We start from the raw sequence: 25,129 nt of genomic DNA, 5'->3' as shown, positions 1-25,129 counted from the left end.
GGCATGCGCGCGTGGTTAGCCTTCCTCCTTTTCTTCGGCCTGGGGCTTGCCCAGTACGACCTGGTGGTCTACGGGGCCACCCCCCAAGGGGTGGCGGCAGCCGTGGCCGCGGCCCAGGAGGGTCTAAAGGTTCTCCTGCTGGAACCGGGGCAGGGGATAGGGGGGGTCCTCACCCAAGGGTGGCTGGCTACCCTGGACCTGGCCAAGGACCGGGAGGGCCTCCTCCAGGGAGGGCTGTTTCGCGACTTCTACCGCCGCATCGGGCAGGAAGCCTCCTTTGACGTGAGGCGGGCGGAGGAGGCCTTTTGGGCCATGCTCCGGGAGGCGGGGGTGGAGGTGCGGCTTCAGACTCCCTTGGACCGGGTGGAGGTGGAGGCAAGCCGCCTGGCCCTGGTGGCGATCCCCGAGGGCCCCCTTCAGGCTCCCTATTTTGTGGATGCCACCGATACCGCGGAACTCGCCTTTCGCGCCGGGGCCAGCTTCACCATGGGACGGGAGGATACGGGGCTGGACCAAAGGAGCATGGCGGCCACCTTGGTGTTCCGGCTGGAGGGGGTGCCCTGGGGTGCCGTCTTGCTGGCCCTCAACTACGAAGGGCAGGTGCAGCGCACGGGGGCCGGGGCCTGGGGCAGGAGCGGTTGGGGTTTTGGGGGGCTGGCACGGGGGTATGTGGCCTCCGACCCTAGCCGCTACGCCCTCAGGGGCCTCAACCTGGCTCGTCAGGAGGACGGGAGCCTGCTGGTCAACGCCCTCCTTCTCTTCGGCGTGGAAGGGGTGGACCCCTTGAACCTGGAGCGCCTGCGCCTGGAGGCGGCCCTCGAGGTCGAGCGGGTGGTGGCCTACCTGCGGGAGAAGGATCCCCTCCTCTTTGGCACCGCCCGCCTGGCTGGGGTGGCCCCTAGCCTCTACATCCGGGAAAGCCGCCACCTGAAAGCCCTTTATCGCCTGAGGGCTGAAGAGGTTCTCCTGGGCCGGACCTTTCCCGACGCCGTGGCCCTGGGGGGGTACCCTTTAGACGGCCAGGCCTACTTTCCGGGGGAAACCCCTTACCTTTTGGGCACCCCCGCGCCCTACGGGGTGCCCTTCCGTAGCCTGGTGCCCCGGGAGCTTAGAAACCTCCTGGTGGTTTCCCAGGCGGCGGGGTTTGACAGTGCGGCCGCCTTCTCCGCCCGGGTGGTGCCCCTGCAGATGGCCTTGGGGGAGGCGGCAGGGGTGGCGGCCGCCCTCTTGCGGAAGGCCCCGCAAGCAGGGCTTACGAAGGTGCCCCTGGCGGACTTTCACGAGCTGGCCGCAAGCGCGCAGGGCCTCGAGGCCCTGCGCAGGCGGCTTGCCCAGAGGGGGGCCAGGCTTTCCTCCCCGGAGGGAGGCCGGGTGGAGGCGGAGAGGCCAGGGTACCGGGAGGCGGTGGCCCTCCTGAGGCGGGGGCTCTTCGCCGGACCCTACTACCTGAAAGGTTCCTTGGGGCTCTCCGAACCCATTCTCCTAGGGGACTTTTTGGCCGACCTGGAGCACTACTACCGGGCGAAAGGGCCTGAGGAGCGCCTCAGGGTGGTGCTGAAGGCCAGGGAGCTTTTCCGGGAGGAACTGCAAAAGCCCTTGAAGCGCTTCACCCTGAACCAGCTCTTGCAGGCGCTGGGGGAGGGCAAGCTTCCGGGTGCCGATCCCGTGACCCGGGGGGAGGCGGCTCTTCTTTTGTACCGGCTTCTGCCATAATGGTCTAAAGTGTTGGCCATTTTGCTCCTCCCCGAGTTCTCCGAACTGGAGGCGGCCCTAGCCCTCGAGGGGGCCCGCCGTCTCCAATATCCTGCCTACACCGTGGCCAAGGGCCGTAAGGGAACCCCCGCCCTGGCAGGCTCCGTCTGGACCCCCACCTACGCCTTTCCCGCCGCCCCCTCCCCGTTAGCCCTACTCATCCCGGGGGCCAGGAGGCCGGACCGGATGGCCAAGGATCCCTCCTACGTGGCCTTCGTGGAGGAGGTGTGGGAGGGTTTGGAAGCGGTGTTTCTGGGGTTTAACGCCCACCTCTTCCTGGCGGAGTTGGGCAGGCTTCCCTCTCGGGTGGCGGCCAACGGGGAGGTGGCCCAGGCCTTGATAAGGCAGGGCTACCAGGTGGCGGATGGTTCCTTCCACCGGGAGGCCAAGGTCTATACCACCCTGGGGGGGTTATCCCTGCTTAAGGCTTTAGAGGATTGGGCGCAAAAAGCGATTGAACTTTGAGTTTATACAGGAGTACACTACCCCCATGACCGTGAGGGAGTATCAGAAAAAGCGGCGCCGGGAGCGCATCTTCCAGGCAGCCATGGCCCTTTTCCGTCAGCAGGGTTTCCGGGAAACCACCGCCACCGATATCGCCAAGGCCGCCCACGTGTCCCGGGGTACCTTCTTCAACTACTACCCCTATAAAGAAGCCGTGCTCCTGGAGTATGGAAGCCTGCTTCTAGCGGACCTCAGAGGGGAGGTGAGGCGGCGCCTGGCTCAGGAAGATCCCCTGAACGTGCTCTTTTTCCTTTTCCAGCGGCTTGCGGCCTTTACCCAGGGGGAAAAGGACCTCCTCCTGCCCCTTCTTTACGAGCTTTTAAACCCCGATCCCGTTCGGGCCAAGGCAGCTTTCCTGGCCCTGCCCTTAGGGGACTTGATCGCCGAGGTCCTGAAGCCCTTGCGGGAAAAAGGGGTGGTGCGGCAGGACCTTTCCCTGGAGCGCATGGGCCGCACCTTGGCCGACCTTTACTTCCTCGCCGCCTTGCGCTGGGCGGCTTACACCCCTAACCGGGATTTTGGGGAGGAGATGGAGAAGTCTCTGTCCTTGGCCCTGGAGGGGATTTTGGTCCGAAGCCAGCCTGCCCAGGTTTCCAGGAAATCCGCCAAAGCCAAGGCTTAGTCCGCAGCCACCTTCAGCCGCTCGGCGATCTCGGGGATTCTGGCCAAAAAGATCCCTGTGGGGCTACCCGTGAGGGCCACCTCCTCCGGGGTACCCTCGGCCACGATCTCCCCGCCCCGGTCGCCCCCTTCTGGGCCTAGGTCGATGACCCAGTCCGCGGTCTTCACCACGTCTAGGTTGTGCTCGATGACTACCACGGTGTTGCCGGCGTCCACCAGGCGGTGGAGCACGTTGAGAAGCTTGGCCACGTCGTCAAAATGGAGGCCAGTGGTGGGCTCGTCCAGGATGTAGAGGGTGCGGCCCGTGGCCTTGCGGCCCAGCTCCGTGGCCAGCTTGATCCGCTGGGCCTCGCCCCCGGAAAGGGTGGGGGAGGGCTGGCCCAGGCGCATGTAGCCCAGACCCACGTCCACCATGAGCTGGAGCTTGCGGGCGATGGTGGGCACGTTCCCGAAGAAGTCCAGGGCTTCCTCGGCGGTCATGTCCAGGACATCGGCGATGCTCTTGCCCCTGAGCTTCACCTCGAGGGTTTCCTTGTTGTAGCGCTTGCCCTTGCACACCTCGCAGGGCACGTAGAGGTCGGGCAAAAAGAGCATCTCGATCTTCACCGTGCCGTCCCCGCCGCAGGCCTCGCACCGCCCCCCTTTCACGTTGAAGGAGAAGCGGCCCGGGCCATACCCCCTCTTCCTGGCCTCCGGGGTCTTGGCGAAGAGGTCCCGGATCTCGTCAAAGATGCCGGTGTAGGTGGCGGGGTTGGAGCGGGGGGTGCGGCCGATGGGGGACTGGTCGATCTCGACCACCTTGTCCAGGTGCTCCAGGCCCTCCAGGACTTCAAAAGCCCCCGGGGTGATCTTGGCCCGCATGAGCCTTTGCGCCAAGGCAGCGTAGAGGACGTCGTGGATCAGGGTGCTCTTCCCCGAACCCGAAGGTCCCGTTACGGCCACGAAGCGGCCCAGGGGGATTTTCAAGGTGATGTTTTTCAGGTTGTGCTCCCGGGCCCCCTTGAGCACCAGCCACTTGCCGTTCCCCTTCCTGCGCTCCCTGGGCACGGGGATTCGCTTTTCCCCCCTTAAGTAGGCCCCGGTGAGGCTCCTTGGGTTTTGCAAGATGGCCTCCAGGGGGCCTTCCGCCACCACCTCTCCTCCGTGGATGCCGGCTCCCGGCCCCATGTCCACGATCCAGTCTGCGGCCCGCATGGTTTCCTCGTCGTGCTCCACCACGATGAGGGTGTTGCCTAGGCTCTGGAGGCGCTTTAGGGTCTGAATGAGGCGCTGGTTGTCCCTGGGGTGGAGGCCGATGCTGGGCTCGTCCAGCACGTAGAGCACCCCGGTGAGGCCGCTTCCCACTTGGGTGGCCAGGCGGATCCGCTGGGCCTCCCCTCCGGAGAGGGTGTTGGCCGCCCGGTCCAGGGTGAGGTAGTCCAGCCCCACCCCCACCAGGAAGCCCAGCCTCTCCGCGATCTCCCGCAGGATGGGGCGGGCGATCTGGGCCTGGAAGGGGGAGAGATGGGCCTCGAGGTTCCGGAAAAACTCCAGGGCCTCGCGAACGGGCAGGGCCGAAACCTCGGCGATGTTCTTGTCCGCCACCCTTACGGAGAGCACCTCCTTCTTGTAGCGGGTACCGCCGCACACGGGGCAGGGCTTCTGCGACATGAAGCCTTCCAGCACCTCCTTGACCCCTTCGGACTCCGCTTCCTGGTAGCGCTTCTGCAGCCAGGGGATGACCCCCTCGTAGTGGACCTCCACCCGGAAGGTTTCTTTGCCTCCCCGGCGGAAGACCACCTCAAAGGGCTCAGGAAGGCCGTAGAGCACGGCCTGCTGGGCCTCCTCCGGCAGGTCCTTGAAGGGGGTCTTGAGGTCAAAGCCCATGTGTTCCGCCAAGGCCCGGAGCCGGTCCCAAAGGTAGCTTCGCCCCGTGTCCCGCCCCCGGGCCCAGGGCAGGATGGCCCCCTCGGCCAGGGAAAGCTCGGGGTTCACGATGAGCTCAGGGTCGAACTCCTGCTTGTAACCCAAACCTGAGCAGGCAGGGCAGGCCCCATAGGGGGCGTTGAAGGAGAAGATGCGGGGCTCCAGCTCCTCCAGGACGCTTCCGTGCTCGGGGCAGGCGAATTTCTCGGAGAAGAGCTCCTCCTGGCCGGAATCCGGGTAAAGGACCCGCATGAGCCCCTCGCCCCTCAGGAGGGCGAGCTCCACCGCCTCGGCGATGCGGGGGCGCTCCTCCTCCTTAAGGACCACTCGGTCGATCACCAGATCAATGTCGTGCTTCTCGTACTTTTCCAGGTTTAGGTTCTGGGCCTCCTCCAGGAGGTGGATGACCCCGTCCACCCGCACCCGGGCGTAGCCTTCCTTCATGAGTTGCTGGAAAAGCTTGCGGTACTCCCCCTTCCTCCCCCGCACCAGGGGGGCCAGGAGGATGGCCCGGGTGCCTGGGGGGTTCTTCAGGAGGCGGTCGGTGATCTCGCTGGCGGACTGCTTCTCAATGGGGCGGCCACATTCTGGGCAGTAGGCGGTGCCGATGCGGGCATAAAGGAGGCGGAGGTAATCGTGGATCTCCGTCACCGTGCCCACGGTGGAGCGGGGGTTGTGGCTGGTGGTTTTTTGGTCGATGGAGATGGCGGGGGAGAGGCCCTCGATGCTTTCCACCTCGGGCTTGTCCATGACCCCCAGGAACTGGCGGGCGTAGCTGGAGAGGCTTTCCACATAGCGCCGCTGCCCCTCCGCGTAGATGGTGTCAAAGGCCAGGGTGCTCTTGCCCGAGCCGGAAACCCCGGTGATGACAATGAACTTGCCCCGCGGGAGCTCCAGGCTGATGTTCTTGAGGTTGTGCTCCCGTGCCCCCCGGATGACGATGCGGTCCATCCGTGGAAGTATACCACTACCTTCTGGGAAGGACCAGGTGGCAGGAGGGGGCTTCCCGTGCCCTATAGTGAACCTATGGCCTCTTGGATGCGTACCGAGGCGGAGGAGGCTCCCAAGGTCATAGAGCGCCTCCTTAGGGAGAACGAGGACGAGGTGAGGAGCCTGGCCCGCTTCCTGAGGAAGCGCCCCCCGGCCCTCACCCTTACCGTGGCCCGGGGAAGTTCCGACCATGCGGCCCTTTTTGCCAAGTACCTCCTCGAGGCCCGCCTGGAGTGGCCGGTTCTTTCCTTGGCCCCTTCCGTCCTCACCCTTTACCGGGCCAGGCCCCGGGTACCTTTTCCCTCCCTTTTTCTCGCCTTTAGCCAAAGCGGGGAAAGCCCCGACCTTTTGGAGGCGGTTAGCGCCTACCGCTCCCAGGGAGCCCTCACCGTGGCCTTGGTGAACCAGGAGGAGAGCCCCCTGGCCCAGGTGGCCGAGGTGGTCCTTCCCCTCCATGCCGGGGAGGAGAAGGCGGTGGCCGCCACCAAGAGCTTCCTCGCCATGCTGGCCGCCACCCTTCACCTCCTGGCCCACCTGGTGGAGGAAGCCCGCCTGCGCCAGGTTCTTCCCGGCTTACCCGAGGCCCTGCACCGGGCCTTGGAGGCCTCGGGGGAACTGGGTTACCTGGAGGATGCGGAAAACCTTTTCGTCCTGGGGAGGGGGTTCACCTACCCCGTGGCCCTCGAGGGGGCCTTGAAGCTCAAGGAGGTGGCCGCCCTGCACGCGGAGGGGTTTCCGGCGGCGGAGTTCCTCCATGGTCCCCAGGCCCTTTTGGAAGCGGGTTTTCCGGTACTGGCCTTGGTGCAAAAGGATGAGGCCTTGGATGCCTTTCTTTCCACCCTGGAGGGGTTAAAGGCGAAAGGGGTTCATCTTCTCGTTCTCTCCCCGGAACCCGATGCCCTGGCCCTGGCGGATTCCCCCCTGGCGCTTCCCGTGGCCTCTGAACCCGAGGTAACCCCCCTCCTCCTGGCCCAGGCCTTCTACCCCAAGGCGGAGGCCCTATCCCGGGCCCGGGGCCTGGATCCGGACCGGCCCCGGCACCTCACCAAGGTGACCCGGACCCGCTAGAAGACCCTTTCCCCCAGGGGTACCTCCCGCTCCACGGTGAGGAGGACCACCTGGCCCTCGGCATCCCTAGCCCCCAGGACCAGAACCTCGGAGGGGAAGCCCGCGATCACGCGTGTGCCCAGGTTCACCGCGCACACCACCAGGCGGCCTACCAGGTCCTCGAGGCGGTAAAGCTCGGTGATCTGGGCAGAACTCTGTTTGATCCCTAAGGGCCCGAGGTCGATCCAGAGCTTGTAGCTGGGCTTCCGGGCCTTCTCGTGGGGTTCTGCTTTCAAGATGCGGCCAATCCGTAGGTCCAGAACCTGAAAGGCTTGTAGGGCATCCATGCCTTAGATTCTGCCAGGAAAAGCCCCCGTGGCGTTGCTGTACGCTTGCAGTACAAACAGGTTTCCCGCCTCTTTTGGAGGCGGGACGTTAAGGAGCTGGTGGGCCGTGCAGGACTTGAACCTGCAACCAACCGGTTATGAGCCGGCCGCTCTGACCGATTGAGCTAACGGCCCATGCCAAGGGCCTATTTTAGCACAAGGGAGGACTAAGGCCAAACGCCCCGCCCGCTTATGTATACACTAAAAGGGGAGGTGAGCCATGGCGGTAAACGAGAGCACCACCGATAGGGTGATTCGCTTTATCCTGGCCCTGGTCCTCTTCTACTTCGCTTTCCAGTCGGCATCCCCTTGGAACTGGATCCTGGGGATCGTGGGGGTGGTCCTCCTCTTCACGGCGGTCACCGGCTTCTGCGCCCTCTATAAGGTCCTGGGCATCAGCACCAAGAAGTAGAGCTGGCCTTTCCCAGCCCTGGACCCCTGGTGAACCGGGGTGCCGTCTGGCTGGAGGCTGGGTTATATGGATTGGCCGCTTGCCCCTGGGGACCGCGTTCGGGTGGAGTTTTGGAAGTTTCCCGGGGATGTGCTCCACTACTTCTGGGAAGCCCGGGTGGTGGAGGTGAGACCCGAAGGCGTCCTGACCCTTTTGCCCCAGGGCGGGACCTTTCACCACGTGGCCAAGGGGAAGGCGGTGGTGCTGGACCACAATGCCTATGTGGCCTTTTTCCCTGGGGCTTGGTACTCCGGGGGACCGGATGTGAGGGAGGGCCGGGTGCTGGAGTATTACTGGAACGTGCAGACCCCAGCGGAGTGGACGGGAAGGGGTTTTCGCCAGTACGACCTCGAGCTGGACGTGAAGTGCCGGGCCGACCATACCTGCCAGGTCTTTGACCGGGAGGAGTTTTTGGCCAAGCGCTCCCTTTACCCCAGCCTTTGGGTGGAGGAGGCGGAAAAGGCGGTGGAGGCCATCCTTCACCACATGTGGCAGGGAAGGTGGCCGGTGCTGCCTCCCGGGGAGCCCCTTCCCTGGATAGAACGGATCTAGGGCGTGAGGGTGGGGAGGGAAGAGGGAGGGGGATCCTGTGCCCCAGGCCCCCAGGCTTTGAGGGGGATGAGGATGGACCCCTCGAGGTGCCAGCGTCCTTCCAGGACCACCTGGTAGAGGAGGCCCTTGAAAAAGCCATGGAAGCTATCCTCCCAGGTTTCCAGGTTCTGGGCCCGCAAGGGGTAGTTGTGCCAAGCGGGGCCCAGGTAGTAGAGCCAGGGGTCATCCAGGAGGCGGGTATCCCGTGGGGGGAGGCCGAGAAGGGCGTTGAAGTAGCCCCTGAGGCGGCTTGCGGTGAAGAGGAGGTTCAGGTAGGGATCCTCGAGGGCCTTCCTGGCCTCGGTTTCGGTCTTGGGGAAGGGTCTTGCTGGATCCCAGGCCCCGAAAAGGCGCAGGCGGTCTTGTTGCTTGAGGGCATCCTCCCAGCTCATCTGGGCCAGGCCCAGGGTGCGGCTCAAGGGGGCGTGGCCCTGGACTTCGGCCAGACCTTGGGCTAAGCCGTCCGCTGCTTCCCGCACCCCCCGGGAAAGCCCCAAGGCCTTGTCCCCTCCGTACTGCTCGTTATCCACAATGGCGGCCAGCACCCCATAGGGGATGCCGAGGGCAGAGGCGGCGGCGCGGATCTCCCGGGCGTAGGGAAGTACATGGTGGGGGGCGGCGGGCAGGCCCTCGAGGTCCACCCTCTGCCCCCGCCTGGCCTGGCCGATGGCCTCCACCCAGTGCCTGGCCGCCAGGAGGGCGCTTTTAGCTTCTGGGTATGCAGCGCGCTTACCAGAACGCTGGTTTTTGAGCTCGAGGCGGAGCAGGCGGTCGTAGGCCCGGGCCGCCTTCTCCCCCAAGAGCAGGTGTAGGCTGGCCTTCAAGCTCAGGTGGAGGCTCACCCAAGCCTCCCGCTCTTCCTTTGGGTAGGGGAGAAGGTCCCTGAGGCTTGGGGAGGGAGGTAGAGTAGGGGGGATGGGAAGGGCCAGGTAGAAAAGGCCCGCTGCCAGAAGCACTAGCCAGGGGCCCGGGGGCATAGGTCAGGACTGGGCGTCTTCCACCGGGGCGGGGGGCACCTCCACCGTGGCCTCCACGGGATAGCCCGCGTAGGTGCGGCGGCCCCCCAGGGTCCTCTCCAGTACCTCCCGCCACTCGGGGAGGTTTAGGAAGCGGTCCGCCTGGTTGCGGAGCTCGAGGTCCGCCAGCTCGTGCACGCCGAGGAGGTGGATCTCCTTCCCCAGGGCCCTCAGGGCGCTGAAGGTGTGGGCCAGTTCTCCCGAACCGCTGGCCACGATGGCCCGGTCCCAGCGGGGGGCGGTGGTGAGGAGGTCCGTGGCCATCATGGCCTCAAACCGGGCTTCCCCCCGCACCAAGCGGCTTCGCACCGTGTAGCCCATGAAGACCAAGGCGTCGATGAAGCGCTGCTGACGCTCGTCCTCGGGATCGGTGATGGGCACATAGTAGAAAGCGTTATAAAGCTGCTCCGGGGTGGCGAACTGGGTCAGCACCCGGCGGTGGTCCACGTTCCAGCCCAGGCGCTTGGTGGCCAGGTACATGTAGGATCCGTCAATGAAAAGGGCAACCCGCATATGCCCCCATCTTAGGACAAAGCCAGGCCCCGGGCTACCCCGGGGCCCGTGAGAAGCGGGGAGGAATCTTAGGCCGGGGCTTTCTCCTCGGCCTTTTCCGAGGAGTGGCCGGGGTTCACCTTGAGGGCAGGGTTGGCGTAGGCGGCGGCGTGGTTGGCGGCGATGGCGGCTTCGCCAAAACCCAGCACGATCAGGGGAAGCTTTCCCGGGTAGGTGACGATGTCGCCGCAGGCGTAGACCCCGGGGATGCTGGTGGCCATGGTGGTGTCCACCTTAATCTTGTTCTTTTCCAGCTCCAGCCCCCAGTTGGCCAAGGGCCCCAGCTTGGTGAGGTAGCCCGCCAGGATCAGCACGGCGTCCACCTCTAGCTCCTTTTCCTCCTGGGTCCCGTTGTGGAAGATCACCGCCTTGCGCACCTGGGTATCCCCTTCGATCCGCCGCACCTCGTAGGGGGTGAGCACGGTAAGGCGCCCTTCCTCATGGGCTTTGAAGAGCTCCTTCACGCTGGCCTCGTGGGCCCGGAACTGGGGCCTCCTGTGGATCAGGGTGATCTCCTTAGCGGTGCCCAGAAGGTTCAGGGCCCAGTCCACGGCGCTATCCCCACCTCCCACGATGAGGACCCGCCTGCCCTGGAACTCGGCCTTGGTCTTCACCGCATAGTAGACGCCCTTGCCCTCGAGCTCCCTTTCTCCAGGGGCACCCAGGCGCCTGGGCTCAAAGGCACCCACCCCGGCGGCGATGATTACCGCCTTGGCGGTGTAGGTGTTCCCGGAGGAGGTGGTCACCTTGAAGTGATCCCCTTCCCTTTCCAGGGTTTCCGCCCGCTCCCCCAGGCTGTAGATGGGGTTGAAGGGAGCCACCTGCTCCACCAACCCCTTCACTAGGTCTTTGGCGTACACCTTGGGAAAGCCCGCCACGTCGTAGATGTATTTCTCCGGATACAAAGCGGAAAGTTGCCCCCCAGGCTCGGGCAAGGGGTCGATGAAGCGGAAGGAAAGCCCCCGCATGCCCACGTAGAAGCCCGCAAAAAGCCCAGCGGGGCCCGCGCCAATGATGATCACGTCGGTGTGCTCCATGGCCTCACCTCGCCCTGCATTCTACCCTTAAGGAAAGCCTATGGGCGGCGGCTTCCGGTTAGGGACAAAGGTCTTGACCCCATCCCGGAATCTCCGCCCCATGATCCGCCAGCTCGCTATGGAGGTGGGGTCTTGCTCCCGGAGAGGACTAGTCCACCCGTAGCACCACTTTGCCGAAGATGCGCCGCTCCTCCAGGAGGCGGTGTCCCTCCGCAGCCTCCTCCAAGGGAAGCACCTGCCCCACCACGGGCTTTAGCCTTCCCTGTTCCACAAAGCGCAGGATAGGGAAAAGGCGGCTTTTGGAGCCCATGGTGGAGCCCAGGATGGAAAGTTGCCGGAAGAACACGTGGGCGAAGGGAAGGGTGCCCTCGTATCCCGAGGAAGCCCCGGCGATGGCGATTCTGCCCCCATTGGCCGTGGCCCGGATCACCCCCTCAAAGTAAAGGGCTCCCGTGTGGTCCACCACCTTGTCGGCACCTTTCCCGCCCGTTAGGCGGCGTACCTCCTTGGGCCAGTCGGGGTGGGTGTAGTTCACGGTTTCATCGGCTCCCAGTTCCTTGGCCTTCCTGAGCTTTTCCTCCGAGCCTGCGGTGGCGACGACCCGGGCCCCGAAGAGCTTGGCGATCTGGATGGCGGCCACGCTAACCCCACTCCCTGCCGCCATGACCAGAATATCCTCGCCAGGCTGCACCTGGAGTTTGTCCACCACCATCTGCCAGGCGGTGAGGAAGGTCAGGGGGATGGCAGCGGCTTCTTCAAAGGAAAGGTTTTGGGGCTTCTTAAGGAGGTTCACCTCGGGTACCACCAGGTACTCAGCATAGGCCCCCCAGCGGTGCTCGCCCAGGATCTCGTATTTGGGGCAGAGGTTATCCTCCCCTGCCAGGCACCGCTCGCAGTGGCCGCAGGAGAGACCAGGATTCACCACCACCTCGTCCCCAGGGGCAAAGCCCGTTACCCCAGGCCCAACTGCGTCCACCACCCCCGAGGCATCGGCTCCCAGGATGTGGGGTAAGGGAAGCTTGGGGCTGGCCACTCCCTTGCGAACCCAGATGTCCAGGTGGTTGAGGGCTGCGGCTTTGACGCGGATCCTTACTTCCTTGGGACCGGGTTCAGGCGTGGGTACCTCGGTTACCTTTAAGACCTCTGGACCCCCTCGAGCCTCCATGACCACGGCTTTCATCACCACCTCCTTATGGAGGGGATTTTTCCACGTGCTGGCAGCGGGGTCAAGCTAAAGGGGTGACACTGAGCTCCCCCTCTAAGTTCGGACATCCTTTACCTCCTGGGGATGAGGGGGAACAGGAAATAGCCTGTGCCACCAGACCTCCAAGGCTTGGCGCAGGATCCCTTCCCATTCTTCCCGGGAAAAGCGCACAGGCCCTCTCAAGAGGACAAAGAGCCCCGAGTATACCCCCCACTTCCGCCTTCCCTTCGCGCCCCCCCTTTCAGGCGCCTCCGCGCCTCCTCCCCCACCAAAAGCCCCACCCCGTAGGCCAACGCCACCAGGGCCAGCGTCTTCTCCATCGCTTCCCACCCCTTGCTCATCACCCCAGCAAACCCCATGTGCCCCTTCAGGTCCCTGAACCCCTCCTCCATCTTCATCCTCTCCTCGTACACCCCAAGAAGCTCCTCCGGAGGCAGGTTCCCCATCACCCAAAGCGCCTCCCGCATCCCCTCCCGCCACACCCCCACCAGGTTCACCTCCACCTCCCCCCGGTACCTCACCCCCTCGTACCTCACCTCCCGCCCCCGATCCACCCAGGGCACCAACCGCTCCCCTCTCCATTCCAACCGCGGCCTCGTCCCCAGGTTCAACCGCACCGCATACCTCACCCCCGCCCGCTCCAGCACCTCCAGCCACCCCGCAAAGGAGAACTCCCGGTCAAATACCCACACCGTCTCCTCCTCCACGTATTCCCGCACCGCCTCCACCCAATCCTCCCACGTCCGGTTCCTCCCCTCCGGCTTCCCCTCCCAGTAGCTCCCCACGTACACCGGCACCGCCCGGCCCTCGTAGGGTTGGGCCAACACCACCGCCCAAAAGCCCAGGGTCTTGCCGTCGGAAAGCCGGCCCACGTAGGGGGTCCGTTTCGCCTGGGGACGGGGTACCTCCGTGGGGTCCACCAGGAGGAAGGGGGTCTTGGGGTCCAGGAGGCGCAGGAGGTAGCGCTGGGGTTCCAGGAGGGGAAGGAGTCGGTCAATGGCCTTGTAGTTGGCTTCCTCCGTGGCCTCTTGGCGGTAGGCCCTGGCCCAATCGCTCTTGCGGGCAGAACCTGAGGCCAGGATGGCCCAGAGCAACCGGGCTACCTTCTCCTCGTGGCGCTCCAGCCAGGCATCCAGCAGAGGGCTCACGAAGGGGCGTAAAGCCTCCGGTCCAAACGGCAAGCTCCTCATACAGCCCCATTTTGTCTGAACTCAAAGGGGGAGCTCAGGTGACACGCTTGACAGAGTCCAGAATAACCGGGTACCCTGTCCAGCGTAAGGTAGCAGAGGAGGCAGGCGATATGAGAAAAGCCCTGGCAGTTGTGGTTGGCCTTATAGCCCTGGCAGGAGTGGCCAGCGCCCAGACCTTCGTCTGGCCGCAGAAGTGGACGGTGGCCAAGCCCTCTGAGGTCAAGAGGGGCGGCACCCTGCGGGCAGCGGTCATCTCTGACTACCGCACCTTTAACCCCTTTATTACCGCAGAGGCAGGGAACGTTCCGGAGATCATCTCCGGGGCCAGGGGTCTGGTCATGCGCGACCCCACCACCGGGGACTGGATCCCCTATATGGCGGAGTCCTGGACGGTGAGCCCCAACAAGCTGGAGATCACCTTCAAGATCCGCCGGGGCATGAAGTGGTCCGATGGTAAGCCCATCACCGCCGACGACTGGATCATGACCTGGCGCATCCACACGGATAAGGCGGTGGGGTCCAACAGCTACGACTCCTTCTTCATCGACGGCAAGCCCATCACCCTTAGGAAGATTGACGACTACACCATCCGCTTCATCTACCCCAAGACGGATGCGGAAGCCTTTGCCGTAGCCAGCTTTGAGCCCTGGCCGGCCCACATCTTTGGGCCCGTCTACCAGAAGGATGGCGCCGAGGGCATCAAGAAGATGTGGACCCTGAACGAGAAGCCGGAAAACATCGTGTCCGGCGGGCCCTGGCTCATCGAGAGCTACCGCCCCGGTGAGCGCCTGGTGCTGAAGCGCAACCCGGTCTTTGGGGAGTGGAACAAGGACGAGGCGGGGAATCCCTTGCCCTACTTGGACCGCTACGAGATCAAGATCGTCAAGGACACCAACGCCCAGCTGGCGGAGTTCCTGGCGGGGAACATCGACCTCATGGCCCCTGCCACCGTGGACCACATCTCCCAGATCCGCCAGGCCATCCAGCAGGGGCGCCTGGACGCCACCATCAAGGTGAACGCTTCCCCGGTGGCCAGCAGCCAGTTCATGGTCTTCAACTGGAACAAGGCCTCGGATCCCTTCAAGCAAAACCTCTTCCGCTCCGACAAGTTCCGTCGGGCCATGAGCCACATCGTGAACCGCCAGGCGGTGATCGACATCGTCTACGGCGGCCTGGGCACCCCCATGTACACCAGCGTCTACCCCGTGCTCACCCAGTGGGTGAACCCCAAGGTGCCCAAGTACGAGTACAACCTCCAGGAGGCTGCCAAGCTCCTGGCCGAGTTGGGCTTCACCCGCAAGGACCGGGAGGGTTACCTGGTGGACAGCCGGGGCCGCAGGTTGGAGTTTAACCTCGCCACCAACGCCGGCAACGCCCAGCGGGAACAGATCGCCAAGCTCATCGTGGACGAGGCCAAGAAGGTGGGGGTGAAGGTGAACTTCACCGCCATTGACTTCAACACCCTGGTGGGGCAACTTCTCTCCTCTGGCCCTGACCGGCCCTTTGACGCCATCATCATCGGGCTTTCCGGCGGCGGGCTGGACTGGCCCTTCGGCTCCAACGTGGTGCCCTGCAAGGGCAACCTGCACATGTGGAACAAGTCGGGTCAGTGCATCGACCCCCGAGAGACCCAGCTGGATGCCCTTTACTCCCGTGGCCGCACCGAGCTTGATTTCAAGAAGCGGGTGGAGATCGGCTACCGCATGCAGGAGATCGAGGTCCAGCTCCTTCCCGTCATCTACATCGCAGGGCCCAACTACCACCCCGCCTGGAACAACCGCCTGGGTGGGGAGCACCCCGAGGCCATCATCAGCAGCATCTGGGGCCAGCGGGAGCTGGAGCTGACCTTCATCAAGAAATGAGCTAGCCGTAGGGTATCCCCGGGGTCTATCGGCCCCGGGGATACTTTGGGAAGCCATGACCGCATACATCCTTCGTCGTATCCTGTACCTGATCCCCACCTTCTTCGGGGCTACCTTCCTGGCCTTCCTCATCATCCAGCTGGCCCCTGGGGATTACCTAACCCAGCTGGAGCTGGACCCCAAGGTGACCCCGGAAACCATCGCCCGCCTTAGGGCCCAGTTCGGCCTGGATCGCCCCATCTACGAGCAGTACCTGCTTTGGATGGATAACCTGTTGCACCTGAACCTGGGTTATTCCTTTGCCTATCAGGCACCGGTGCTGGAGGTGATCTGGCCTCGAGTGGTGAACTCCATGGTGATCGTTATCCCTTCCACCCTTCTTCTGTACCTGGTGGCCATTCCCATCGGGGTCTACGGGGCGGTGCGCCAGTACTCCTTAGGGGACAGGATCCTTTCCTTTCTGGCGTATATCGGGCTTTCCGTGCCCAGCTTTTTCTTGGCGCTTATCGCCATCTATGTGCTTCTCCAGATCAAGTTCCGCACGGGTACCCTTATCTTCCCGGTTTCCGGAATGACTAGCAGCGGCTTTGAACAGATGCCGCCCTTGCGCCAGATCCTGGACATCGCCTGGCATGCGGTGGTGCCTGTGCTGGTGGCCACCGCCAACGATATCGCCGGGCTTTCCCGCCTCATGCGGGGACAGATGCTGGAGGTGTTATCCCAGGACTATATCCGCACGGCCCGGGCCAAGGGCTTGGCCGAGCGGGTGGTCCTTTACAAGCACGCCTTTCGTAACGCAGTAATTCCCTTCGTGGCCACCTTGGGCGGGCTTCTTCCCAGCTTGATCTCGGGAGCGGGGTTCGTGGAGGTGGTTATGGCCTGGCCGGGTATTACCCCCTTTTTCCTGGACGCCATCGCCAACCAGGACCTTTACCTCAAAACTTGCACCTCCCGAATACCCTGCATGAACACCCCCTTCCCCCCGCAGGCGGAGGCCAAAGACCCAAAGCTCCCAGCTCGGCCATGAGGACCCGCAAGACCACCTCCGGCAGCAGCAGGCGCGCCGCTGCCCACCCAGCCTCCCGCCAAGAAAGACCTCTCCCGTCTGGAGCTAGCCTCACCCAGTGGGCCAGCAGGTAAGCCAGGAAGGACAGCACCAGAAACCGATGCACCCCCAAGGCCGTCCGCTGCCCAAAACGCCCCAGGGAAAACTCGCTCTTTACCGTGCGGAAGAAGTGCTCAATGGTAAACCGCCGCCGCCCCCACACCAGCACAGTCCGTGGCCCCGCAGGAAAGGTGGCCACCACGTACCGCCACTCCCACCCTCCCCCGGGTAAGGGATAGCGGTACCAGCTCACCCACACGGGAAAGGGAAGTCCCCGCAGATGCACCCGACTCCCCTGCCGTCTGAGCCCAAAGAGGGGAAGCCCCTCCCGCGTCTTTCGGTCCCGCCGCATCCCCACCACCGCTTCCAGACCCAACCCCCGCACCCCCACAAGAAACCGGGCGGTGCCGAAGGCAGCATCGGCCACCACCCGAAGGTGGAAGGACTTGCGCATCCAGGGGGGCAGGGAGGCCAGAAGACGCAGGGCAAGGAGGGAAAGGGCCTTCTCCCCCTTCCCCCGCCACACCCGGTAGGCCCAGGGGATGCGCAGCTCTCCCAGCACCAGATAGAGCACCACCAGGTGGAGCCCCCACTTGCCGTGGAAAAAGGAGAGGGGCAAGGCGGGGAAGAGGCCCCGCTTCTCCAGGGTGACCAGGTCCAGGACCACCAGGAGCCTGGGCTTGGGCCCCCGCCTGGGCCTGGCCCGGTGGAGGGTTTCCTGGGCCTTCTTGCGAGCCAGGCGGATGAGGGCGCGGGTGGGCCAGGGATAGCGGTTGAGGAAGCGGGAGAGGGCGGAAGGGGACTTGGTCTTGCTGTGCTGGGGCCTGGCCTTGCCGTGGCCGGTGAGAAGGAGGAGAAGAAGCGCTTTGAGGGATTCGCGGAGGTGGGGGGTTGGCAGGAGGGCCAGGAGGGTCCAGAGTAGAGCTTGGGCCGTCTGGTGCATGGCACCCTTCATCCGAAGGGAACCCGGCGGCCCTTTTCAAGTGGTCCCCTGGCGCATGGGTATGCGGGGGGTGGATAAGTGCAAGTTTTGAGTTACGTGATCGCCGGTTTTCTCACGGTGAGCCTGGTCCTTTTGATGATCGGCAATCTCATCTCCGATCTCCTCCTGGCCTGGGTGGATCCCAGGATTCGCTACGAATAGGGGTGATCTGTGGAACGCCTTTCGCCTTCTCCCACCCGAACCCAGCTGGTTTTGCGCCAGTTTCGCAAGCACCGCCTGGCGGTCTGGGGCGGGCGTATCCTTCTGGTGCTCTACCTGATGGCCGCTTTGGCCGGCTTTTTCAGCCCCTACGATCCCAACTACTATGAGCTTTATCCCCCCAAGGGGAACCACCCGCCCACCCGAATCCACTTTTTGGACCCCGAGACGGGAAGGCTTAGCCGGCCTTTTGTCTACGCTACCAAACGCAGCATTGATCCGGTAACCCTCCAGCCCCGTTACGAGGAGGATCCTTCGCAGGGCAAGTTCTACCTGCGCTTTTTCGTGCGAACCCCCGACCAGCCCTACACCGTCTTCAAGGTGTTCCGCTCCGACCTGAGGCTCTTTGGGGTGGATCCCCCGGGGCGCATCTTCCTGATGGGTACGGACAACTTTGGCCGGGACCTCTTCAGCCGGATCGTCTACGGGGGGCAGGTATCCCTTACCATCGGCATCCTTTCCGCTTTGGTTTCTTTCGCCCTGGGGCTCTTGCTGGGGGGTATCGCCGGCTACTTTTCGGGGCGGCCCTTTGCCCTTTCCCTCCCCCCTCGAGCCTGGCGCGGCTGGAGCTGGGTGCTTGGGCTTGTGGGCCTTTTTCTCTGGCTGGCTGTGGCCGCTGGCGTTCTGTTCTTAGCCTGGTCCTTTGTGCGGCTCAGCCCCGGCAAGGGTGTCTTTTCCCTGGCGGTGGATGGGTTCGTCCTGGTCCTGGGGTTGGGGGGGGCCCTTCTTATCCTTTGGAAGGTTTTCCGGGAGCCTTTGAGGCTCGATCCTGACGACCTCATCATGCGCACCGTGGAGATCATCGCCGCCATCCCCAGCCTTTTCCTCCTCATCTCCTTGAGGGCGGTGTTTCCCACCCACATCGATCCCCTCCTCACCTTCTACCTGGTGGTGGGGCTTTTGGGTTTCATCGGCTGGGGGGGATTGGCCCGGGTGGAGCGGGGGATCGTCCTGTCCGTGCGGGAGATGGACTACGTGCAGGCGGCCAGGGCCTTGGGGGCTTCGGATGGGCGCATCATCGCCCGCCACATCCTGCCTGCCACCGCCAGCTACGTGATCGTAAGCCTTTCCCTGACCATTCCCGGCTTCATCCTGGGGGAAAGTGGGCTCTCCTTCCTGGGGCTTGGGGTCACGGAGCCCTACACCAGCTGGGGCCTTCTCCTGCAGGCGGCCCAGCAGGGGGGATTTGCCTCCTTCACCGATCGGCCCTGGGTGCTATGGCCCGGGTTCTTCATCTTCCTTTCCGTGCTGTCCTGGAACTTCTTGGGCGATGGCCTGCGGGATGCCTTGGATCCCAGGCGGAGGCAGTAGGGTCTTCTCTTTTAACCTAGTATGGCGTATAACGGATGAGGTGTTTAGACGGCAGTGCCCAAAGGAGTACGCATGGACGAAAAGCGGCTACTGGAGGTGAGAGACCTTAAAGTCCACTTCTTCACCGATGACGGGGTGGTGAAGGCGGTGGACGGGGTTTCCTTCCATGTGGACAAAGGGGAAACCCTGGCGGTGGTGGGGGAGTCGGGTTCCGGGAAGAGCGTGACGGCCCTCTCCATCATGCGGCTCATTCCCACGCCTCCGGGTAGGATCGTGGCCGGGGAGATCCTTTTCCGCGGCAAGGACGGGGAGGTACGGGACCTGGCCAAGCTGTCCGAGGCGGAGATGCGGAGGATCCGGGGCAACGACATCGCCATGATCTTTCAGGAGCCCATGACCTCCTTAAACCCCGTGTATACGGTGGGGGACCAGATCGCCGAGGCCATCATGCTCCACCAGGGGAAAAGCCGTAAAGAGGCCATGGAGCTGGCAGCCCACATGCTGGACCTGGTGGGCATCCCTGAGCCCAGGAAGCGGCTTGCCAACTACCCTCACCAGATGTCCGGGGGGATGCGGCAAAGGGTGATGATCGCCATGGCCCTATCCTGCAATCCCTCCCTTCTCATCGCTGACGAGCCTACCACCGCCTTAGACGTGACCATCCAGGCCCAGATCCTGGAGCTTATGAAGAAGCTTCAGGAGGAGATTGGCATGAGCATCCTCTTCATCACCCACAACCTGGGGGTGGTGGCGGAGATGGCGGACCGGGTGGTGGTGATGTACGCGGGGCGGGCGGTGGAGGAGGCGGATGTGGTACCCCTTTTCAAGGAGCCCCTGCACCCCTACACCCGTGGACTCTTGCACTCCGTGCCCCGGCTGGACCTGGCGGCGGAGCGGAGGGAGCGCCTCGAGGCCATCCCCGGCAATGTGCCGAACCCCCTGTACCTGCCCCCGGGATGCGCCTTCCATCCCCGGTGCAAGCACTACGTGGAAGGCCTCTGTGACCGGGAGATTCCCCCCCTGGAGGACACGGGTGACGGCCGCCAGGTGCGGTGCGTGCGCTGGCGGGAGATCCGGGAGGTGTGGGCATGAACGGCAACCATGTCCTCCTGGAAATCCGAGACCTGAAGAAGCACTTCCCCATCCGCGGCGGGGTCCTCTCCCGGGTGGTGGGGAGCGTGAAGGCGGTGGACGGGGTTTCCTTCGCCATCAAGAAGGGGGAGGTTTTGGGCTTGGTGGGGGAGTCGGGGAGCGGCAAGACCACCGTGGGCCGGACCCTTTTGCGTCTCATCGAGCCCACGGGGGGGCGCATCCTCTTTGACGGGCAGGACATCACGGACCTACCCAAGGACAAACTTCGCCCCTACCGCCGCCGGATGCAGATCATCTTCCAGGATCCCTTCAGCTCCTTGAACCCCCGCATGACCGTGGGGGACATCATCGCCGAGCCCCTCATCATCCACGGGATCGGCAAGACGCCCCAGGAACGCACGGAAAGGGTGGCGGAGCTGCTTAAGCTGGTGGGGCTTTCCCCGGACCACATGCGCCGCTACCCCCATGAGTTCTCGGGCGGCCAGAGGCAAAGGATCGGCATCGCCCGCGCCCTGGCGGTGGCCCCGGACTTCATCGTGGCCGACGAGCCGGTTTCCGCTTTGGATGTGTCCATCCAGGCCCAGGTGGTGAACCTCCTCCAGGACCTTAAGGAGGAGCTGGGCCTGACCCTCCTCTTCATCGCCCACGACCTGGCGGTGGTGGAGTACATCTCCGACCGGGTGGCGGTGATGTACCTGGGCAAGGTGATGGAGATTGCCTCCTCGAAGGAGCTCTACCGCAATCCCAAGCACCCCTACACCGAGGCCCTGCTCTCGGCGGTGCCCATCCCCGACCCCACGGTGAAGCGGGAGAGGATCGTCCTTCAGGGGGATATTCCCTCGCCCATCAATCCGCCTTCCGGATGCGTGTTCCGCACCCGTTGCCGCTACGCCCTCCCCGAGTGCGCCCAGGTGGTGCCGGAGCTTAAGGAGGTGGCCCCCGGCCACTTCAAGGCCTGCATCCGGGACGACATTTTGTAGGTTTTGGGGAGAAGGCCCCGGCGGATCCCGTCGGGGTATACTTTTTCATGTTGGTCCAAGACGTGATGCGTTTCCCGGTGGTGACGGTGGAGCCCGGGGTGACCCTCGAGGAGGCCTACCGCCTCCTTTTGGAGAAGGGCATCCGTCACCTGCCGGTGATGGGGGAGGGAAGGCTGGTGGGGATCATCACCGACCGGGATATCCGCCTGGCCACCAGTCACCTTAACCCCAAGGGGCCTTGCCCCGGGTGCACCCGCGTGGCGGAGGTGATGACCCAGGAGGTGGTCACCGCCCACCCTCTGGATCCCGTGGAAGAGGCCGCCCGGGTGATGCGGGAAAGGAAGATCGGCTGCCTGCCCGTGCTGGAGGATGGCGTTTTGGTGGGGATCGTCACGGGGATAGACCTCCTGGATGCTCTCCTTAAACTCACCGGGGTCACCGAGCCCTCGGGCCGCCTCGAGGTCCGCCTTCCCGACCGCGTGGGAGAACTGGCCCGGCTCACGGGGTTTTTGGCGGGCCGGGGGATCAACATCCACTCCCTCCTCTCGTATCCAGAGAATGGGGATAGGGTGCGGGCGGTGGTGCGGGTGAATACCTTGGAAACCCACCTTCTTGCGGAGGGGCTACGCCAGGAGGGATTTGAGGTGCTCTGGCCCCCCAAGAAACCATGGTGATCTACCGGGACGAGTATCGCCTGTACAACTTCGGTCCCAGCCATCCCTTCAGCCCGGTGCGCCTGGAGATGCTCACCTCCCTTCTTCAAGCCCTGGGGGTGTGGCGTGAACCCCTGGTTCCACAAGAGGCCACCCGGGAGGATGTGCTTTCCGTACATTCCGAGCGCTTGGTGAAGCGGGTGGAGGCGGCAACCCGGGGGGAGAGGGTGCCCGATTTGGAGCATTACGGCTTGGGCACGGGGGACACCCCGCTCTTTCCCGGCATGGACCGGGCGGCTAGGATCCTGGTGGGGGGTACCCTGGAGGGAGCTCGGCGGATCCTGGCTGGGGAGAAGTGGGTGCTCCAGCTGGGCGGAGGGCTACATCACGCCCAGTACGACCGCTCCAGCGGCTTTTGCGTGTACAACGACCTATCCGTGGCCATCCGCCACCTGACCCGTGCTGGGCTTCGCGTGGCCTACCTGGATATAGACGTCCACCACGGGGATGGGGTGCAGTGGATCCACTACGAGGAGAAGGAGGTCCTGACCCTGAGCTTCCACGAGTCGGGGCGCTACCTTTTCCCCGGAACGGGCCACGTGCATGAGATCGGGCGGGGAGAGGGGGTGGGGAGGAAGCTCAACCTGCCCCTGGAGCCCTTTACCGAGGACGAAAGCTACCTGGAGGTCTTCCAGGTCCTGGTGCCCTGGGCCCTTTCCACCTTCCGCCCGGATGTGCTGGTGGTGCAGGCAGGGGCCGATGCCCACTTCTTGGATCCCTTGGCCGATCTTCTTCTCACCACCCGGGCCTATGCCCGCATCTTCCCCCTCATCCTGGAGTACGCCGAGGCCTATGCGGGGGGGAGGGTGCTTTTCACCCTGGGGGGTGGGTACAGCCTGGACGCCACCGTGCGGATTTGGGCCCTCCTCTACCACGTCTTCCATGGTCTTCCCCTTCCCGAGCGCCTGCCGGAGGGGTGGCTTCGGGAGTGGGAGGCGAGGCTTGGCAACCCCCTTACCCCCACCCTGCACGATCCCGAGGTGCCCTACCCGGAGATTCCCAGGAGGCAGGAGATAGAGAAGCGGAACCGCCTTACCCTGGAAAGGCTCACGGAGTTGGTGCGCCCCCACCTGGTACACTAGCGGGATGAAGCTGGTGTTGCGCCTTCCCGAGCGCAAGGAGGTGGAGGTAAAAGGGGATAGGCCCCTGAAGGAGATCCTCCTGGAGCTGGGCTTGAACCCGGAGACGGTGGTGGTGATCCGGGGGGAGGAGCTTCTCACCCTGGAGGAGAGGGTGGGGGAAGGGGAGACCCTCGAGGTCCTCTCCGCCATCTCCGGGGGGTGAAAGCAGCCATGGTGTGTAAGGTTTGCGGCCAGAAAGCCCAGGTGGAGCTTCGGAGCAGGGGCTTTTCCCTGTGCAAGGAGCACTACCTGGAGTGGTTTGTCAAGGAAACCGAGCGCGCCATCCGCCGCCACAGGATGCTCCAACCGGGCGAGCCGGTTTTGGTGGCGGTTTCCGGGGGCAAGGACTCCCTGGCCCTCTGGGATGTGCTTTGGCAGCTGGGCTATAAGGCGGTGGGGCTCCATCTGCAGCTTGGCATCGGGGCATACTCGGAAAGGAGCCTTCAAGTCACCCAGGCCTTTGCCCAGGAGCGGGCCCTGGAACTTTGGGTGGTGGACCTCCGCCAGGCCTACGGCTTTGGCGTGCCGGAGCTCGCGGAGCTTTCGGGGCGGGTGGCCTGTTCTGCCTGCGGCCTTTCCAAGCGGTACATCATCAACCAGGTGGCGGTGGAGGGGGGCTTCAGGGTGGTGGCCACCGGGCACAACCTGGACGACGAGGCGGCGGTCCTCTTCGGTAACCTCCTGAACCCCCAGGAGGACGCTCTGGTCCGCCAGGGGCCGGTGCTTCCCGAGCGCCCGGGCCTCGCTGCCCGGGTCAAGCCTTTCTTCCGTTTCAGCGAGCGGGAGGTCCTCTCCTACACCCTCCTGAGGGAGATCCGTTACCTGCACGAGGAGTGCCCCAACGCCAAGGGGGCCAAGAGCCTTCTTTACAAAGAGGCCCTGAATCTGGTGGAGCGGGAGATGCCGGGGGCCAAGCTGCGCTTTCTGGAAGGTTTTCTGGATAGGATCCGGCCCCGCCTGCAGGGAGCCGAGGAGGTGCGGCTGCAGGAGTGTGAGCGGTGCGGCTACCCCACCACGGGGGCGGTCTGCTCCTTCTGCCGCATGTGGGATGCGGTGTACCGCCGGGCCAAGAAGCGGCGCCTTCTCCCGGAGGAAGCCGAGTTCCAGCCTCAGGCCCTGGTGGTGCGTTTATAAGGAAGCCCCCGGGATGCCTCCCGGGGGGGTTGGTGGGCGCGAGTGGACTTGAACCACCGACCCCTACCGTGTCAAGGTAGTGCTCTGGCCACCTGAGCTACGCGCCCACACTTTGGAGGCGCCGGCCGGATTCGAACCGGCGAATGGAGGTTTTGCAGACCTCTGCCTTACCACTTGGCTACGGCGCCAAGCCGTAAGTCAGGATAGCACGCTGGGAAAAAGGCTGTCAAGAAAGTGTAATTGGCCACCACATTTGAGACACCTTGGGGAACCGACTCCCCCCATATCTTAGCCAGGAACTCCAAGGGAGCAAGGCCACCCAAGGCCCTGTGGGGCCTTCTGCGGTTGTAGTGGTCAAGGTAGGCATTGAGCTCCGCCTGTAGTTCGCTCACCCTCGTGGGCAAAGCTCGGGTATAAAACTCCTCCCTAAAAGTCCGTTGCAACCGCTCCACGTGCCCGTTGAGCTTGGGGCTCCGGGGAGGCAGCACGAAAAGAGCAACCCCCAAACGTCGGCATGTCTCCTCAAACTCCGCCATGAACTCGCTACCCCCATCCACCTGTACCGCCCGGATGGGGAAAGGCGCCTGGGCCACCAGTCGGGACAGAAACTCCCCCGCTAGCCTCGCCGTGGCCCGGCTGTGCACCTCCCCCAGGGCATAGCGGGTAAAGAGGTCCACCGCCGAAAAGTGCCGCACCACCTCCCCCGGTCCCAGGCTCACTATCAAGGTGTCCACCTGTACCAGGTCCCCAGGGGCTTGAGCTTCGTATCCCCGGGGCTTACCCCGGGCGTAGGGTCTCCTAGGTCTTCCCCTGGCCTTCCCTCTCCCCCTCCGGGCCAGAAAGCAGGCCACCCTCTCCACCCGTCCCCTCCCCTCCAAATAGGCCAGAATCCGGCCCACCGTCCGTTCCCCTAGCCGGAAGCCCTCCTGGCGCAAGGTGAGCCAGATGGGCCACCGCCCCCAGGTGGGGTTCTCCCTCCTCAGCTCCTCCACCCGCGAAAGAAGCTCGGGCCTCCAGTGCACCTTTCCCCGCAGGCGCCGGGGGCGGCGGGACTTGGGCTTGAGTCCGGCTAGCCCCTTCTCCCTCAAAGCCCTTTCCCAACGGTAGTAGGTGGCCCGGCTGATGCCTAAAAACTCCCGAATCTCTTCCCAGCTCCGCTTGCTCTCCCGCAGGGCTTTCACCAACTTCACCTTGCGAAGGCGTTCCTGGACATCCGGGTCGCCTGCCCCCGCTTCGGCCAGTCTTGTCCCTTGGCTAGCCCCTTGCCCTATCGCTCGGCCAAACGAGGTAAGCTGCATATGGGGAACCTCCGCTACAGGGTCGGTTCCCCATCTTTTTATCCCATTCAGCGTCTCACATGTGTC

Annotated in this window: 24 protein-coding genes, 3 tRNA genes and 1 pseudogene; 16 read left to right on the top strand and 12 right to left on the bottom strand. The window is 64.3% G+C overall.

Annotated features, from left to right (window positions below; translation table 11 throughout):
• Positions 1-3 precede the first annotated feature (3 nt).
• The 3 genes from EBI04_RS06375 to EBI04_RS06365 are packed head-to-tail and all read left to right on the top strand — an operon-like array spanning position 4 to position 2,878.
• A complete protein-coding gene (locus tag EBI04_RS06375; protein ID WP_135256767.1) occupies positions 4-1,713 on the top strand; it encodes an FAD-dependent oxidoreductase in 1,710 nt (569 codons plus the stop codon).
• Between the two features lie 9 nt (positions 1,714-1,722).
• Complete coding sequence (locus EBI04_RS06370; protein WP_135256766.1) at positions 1,723-2,217, top strand: type 1 glutamine amidotransferase family protein; 495 nt, start codon at positions 1,723-1,725, stop codon at positions 2,215-2,217.
• Between the two features lie 25 nt (positions 2,218-2,242).
• Positions 2,243-2,878 carry a TetR/AcrR family transcriptional regulator gene (locus tag EBI04_RS06365; RefSeq protein WP_135256765.1) on the top strand — a complete coding sequence of 212 codons (636 nt, stop codon included), beginning with the start codon at positions 2,243-2,245 and terminating at the stop codon, positions 2,876-2,878.
• Here the strand turns inward: EBI04_RS06365 and uvrA are convergent.
• Positions 2,875-5,733 (bottom strand): excinuclease ABC subunit UvrA, encoded by a 2,859-nt coding sequence (uvrA, locus tag EBI04_RS06360; RefSeq protein ID WP_135256764.1) that lies wholly within the window; start codon positions 5,731-5,733, stop codon positions 2,875-2,877. The two genes, EBI04_RS06365 and uvrA, sit on opposite strands and share 4 nt — an antisense overlap.
• 75 nt (positions 5,734-5,808) lie before the next feature.
• On the opposite strand from uvrA, the gene EBI04_RS06355 reads away from it, so the two are divergent.
• Positions 5,809-6,840: an SIS domain-containing protein gene (locus EBI04_RS06355; protein ID WP_167481902.1), complete on the top strand. Its 1,032-nt coding sequence runs from the start codon at positions 5,809-5,811 to the stop codon at positions 6,838-6,840.
• Here EBI04_RS06355 and EBI04_RS06350 read toward each other — a convergent pair.
• Together EBI04_RS06350 and EBI04_RS06345 are read right to left on the bottom strand one after the other, a co-directional pair.
• Positions 6,837-7,166 carry a tRNA-binding protein gene (locus EBI04_RS06350; RefSeq protein WP_135256762.1) on the bottom strand — a complete coding sequence of 110 codons (330 nt, stop codon included), beginning with the start codon at positions 7,164-7,166 and terminating at the stop codon, positions 6,837-6,839. The two genes, EBI04_RS06355 and EBI04_RS06350, sit on opposite strands and share 4 nt — an antisense overlap.
• A gap of 97 nt (positions 7,167-7,263) precedes the next feature.
• Positions 7,264-7,340, bottom strand: a tRNA-Ile gene (locus EBI04_RS06345).
• 85 nt (positions 7,341-7,425) lie between these two features.
• On the opposite strand from EBI04_RS06345, the gene EBI04_RS06340 reads away from it, so the two are divergent.
• Both EBI04_RS06340 and EBI04_RS06335 read left to right on the top strand, forming a co-directional pair.
• Positions 7,426-7,617 carry a YgaP family membrane protein gene (locus EBI04_RS06340; RefSeq protein ID WP_135256761.1) on the top strand — a complete coding sequence of 64 codons (192 nt, stop codon included), beginning with the start codon at positions 7,426-7,428 and terminating at the stop codon, positions 7,615-7,617.
• 66 nt (positions 7,618-7,683) lie between these two features.
• Positions 7,684-8,208: a DUF402 domain-containing protein gene (locus tag EBI04_RS06335; protein ID WP_135256760.1), complete on the top strand. Its 525-nt coding sequence runs from the start codon at positions 7,684-7,686 to the stop codon at positions 8,206-8,208.
• Here the strand turns inward: EBI04_RS06335 and EBI04_RS06330 are convergent.
• The 5 genes from EBI04_RS06330 to EBI04_RS06310 all read right to left on the bottom strand — a co-directional run bounded on the left by EBI04_RS06330 (position 8,205) and on the right by EBI04_RS06310 (position 13,246).
• Positions 8,205-9,224 carry a hypothetical protein gene (locus tag EBI04_RS06330; protein WP_135256759.1) on the bottom strand — a complete coding sequence of 340 codons (1,020 nt, stop codon included), beginning with the start codon at positions 9,222-9,224 and terminating at the stop codon, positions 8,205-8,207. The two genes, EBI04_RS06335 and EBI04_RS06330, sit on opposite strands and share 4 nt — an antisense overlap.
• A gap of 3 nt (positions 9,225-9,227) precedes the next feature.
• Complete coding sequence (locus EBI04_RS06325) at positions 9,228-9,776, bottom strand: LabA-like NYN domain-containing protein (protein WP_028494538.1); 549 nt, start codon at positions 9,774-9,776, stop codon at positions 9,228-9,230.
• Positions 9,777-9,844: 68 nt separating this feature from the next.
• Positions 9,845-10,852: an NAD(P)/FAD-dependent oxidoreductase gene (locus EBI04_RS06320; protein ID WP_135256758.1), complete on the bottom strand. Its 1,008-nt coding sequence runs from the start codon at positions 10,850-10,852 to the stop codon at positions 9,845-9,847.
• Positions 10,853-11,000: 148 nt separating this feature from the next.
• A complete protein-coding gene (locus EBI04_RS06315) occupies positions 11,001-12,032 on the bottom strand; it encodes a zinc-binding dehydrogenase (RefSeq protein WP_135256757.1) in 1,032 nt (343 codons plus the stop codon).
• Between the two features lie 203 nt (positions 12,033-12,235).
• Positions 12,236-13,246, bottom strand: coding sequence for a transposase (locus EBI04_RS06310; protein WP_135256756.1), 1,011 nt, complete (start codon positions 13,244-13,246; stop codon positions 12,236-12,238).
• A 110-nt stretch (positions 13,247-13,356) separates the two neighbouring features.
• On the opposite strand from EBI04_RS06310, the gene EBI04_RS06305 reads away from it, so the two are divergent.
• Both EBI04_RS06305 and EBI04_RS06300 read left to right on the top strand, forming a co-directional pair.
• A complete protein-coding gene (locus EBI04_RS06305) occupies positions 13,357-15,108 on the top strand; it encodes an ABC transporter substrate-binding protein (RefSeq protein ID WP_135256755.1) in 1,752 nt (583 codons plus the stop codon).
• Between the two features lie 55 nt (positions 15,109-15,163).
• Entirely contained in the window at positions 15,164-16,135 is a 972-nt protein-coding gene (locus EBI04_RS06300; RefSeq protein WP_240695248.1) for an ABC transporter permease, read from the top strand.
• Here the strand turns inward: EBI04_RS06300 and EBI04_RS06295 are convergent.
• Positions 16,044-17,156 (bottom strand): transposase, encoded by a 1,113-nt coding sequence (locus EBI04_RS06295; RefSeq protein WP_135257893.1) that lies wholly within the window; start codon positions 17,154-17,156, stop codon positions 16,044-16,046. The genes EBI04_RS06300 and EBI04_RS06295 overlap by 92 nt on opposite strands.
• A 93-nt stretch (positions 17,157-17,249) precedes the next feature.
• On the opposite strand from EBI04_RS06295, the pseudogene EBI04_RS06290 reads away from it, so the two are divergent.
• From EBI04_RS06290 to ttuA, 8 genes and pseudogenes are all read left to right on the top strand, one after another.
• Positions 17,250-17,357, top strand: a pseudogene (locus EBI04_RS06290) (ABC transporter permease); the annotation flags it as partial.
• Between the two features lie 9 nt (positions 17,358-17,366).
• Positions 17,367-18,725: an ABC transporter permease gene (locus tag EBI04_RS06285; RefSeq protein WP_135256754.1), complete on the top strand. Its 1,359-nt coding sequence runs from the start codon at positions 17,367-17,369 to the stop codon at positions 18,723-18,725.
• Positions 18,726-18,797: 72 nt separating this feature from the next.
• On the top strand, positions 18,798-19,817 hold the full coding sequence (locus tag EBI04_RS06280; RefSeq protein WP_135256753.1) for an ABC transporter ATP-binding protein: 1,020 nt from the start codon (positions 18,798-18,800) through the stop codon (positions 19,815-19,817).
• Positions 19,814-20,797, top strand: coding sequence for an ABC transporter ATP-binding protein (locus EBI04_RS06275; RefSeq protein WP_135256752.1), 984 nt, complete (start codon positions 19,814-19,816; stop codon positions 20,795-20,797). Before EBI04_RS06280 ends, EBI04_RS06275 begins: the two co-directional genes overlap by 4 nt.
• A gap of 47 nt (positions 20,798-20,844) precedes the next feature.
• Positions 20,845-21,471 carry a CBS and ACT domain-containing protein gene (locus tag EBI04_RS06270; RefSeq protein WP_135256751.1) on the top strand — a complete coding sequence of 209 codons (627 nt, stop codon included), beginning with the start codon at positions 20,845-20,847 and terminating at the stop codon, positions 21,469-21,471.
• The gene (locus tag EBI04_RS06265; RefSeq protein ID WP_135256750.1) at positions 21,465-22,592 is read left to right on the top strand and encodes an acetoin utilization protein AcuC; all 1,128 of its coding nucleotides are present in this window, start codon (positions 21,465-21,467) and stop codon (positions 22,590-22,592) included. Before EBI04_RS06270 ends, EBI04_RS06265 begins: the two co-directional genes overlap by 7 nt.
• A 4-nt stretch (positions 22,593-22,596) precedes the next feature.
• Entirely contained in the window at positions 22,597-22,794 is a 198-nt protein-coding gene (ttuB, locus tag EBI04_RS06260; RefSeq protein WP_135256749.1) for a sulfur carrier protein TtuB, read from the top strand.
• An 8-nt stretch (positions 22,795-22,802) separates the two neighbouring features.
• The gene (gene ttuA, locus EBI04_RS06255) at positions 22,803-23,765 is read left to right on the top strand and encodes a tRNA-5-methyluridine(54) 2-sulfurtransferase (RefSeq protein ID WP_135256748.1); all 963 of its coding nucleotides are present in this window, start codon (positions 22,803-22,805) and stop codon (positions 23,763-23,765) included.
• Positions 23,766-23,795: 30 nt separating this feature from the next.
• Here the strand turns inward: ttuA and EBI04_RS06250 are convergent.
• The 3 genes from EBI04_RS06250 to EBI04_RS06240 form a co-directional block, all read right to left on the bottom strand.
• Positions 23,796-23,872, bottom strand: a tRNA-Val gene (locus EBI04_RS06250).
• 6 nt (positions 23,873-23,878) lie between these two features.
• Positions 23,879-23,953 (bottom strand) — tRNA-Cys (locus EBI04_RS06245).
• Positions 23,933-25,063, bottom strand: a complete 1,131-nt coding sequence (locus tag EBI04_RS06240; RefSeq protein WP_135256747.1) for an integrase core domain-containing protein — start codon at positions 25,061-25,063, stop codon at positions 23,933-23,935. The genes EBI04_RS06245 and EBI04_RS06240 overlap by 21 nt, the downstream gene beginning before the upstream one ends.
• Positions 25,064-25,129: the final 66 nt, after the last annotated feature.

It is taken from the genome of Thermus caldilimi (assembly GCF_004684245.1).
Taxonomy (GTDB): domain Bacteria; phylum Deinococcota; class Deinococci; order Deinococcales; family Thermaceae; genus Thermus; species Thermus caldilimi.
This window is presented reverse-complemented; position numbering and strand designations above follow the sequence as displayed.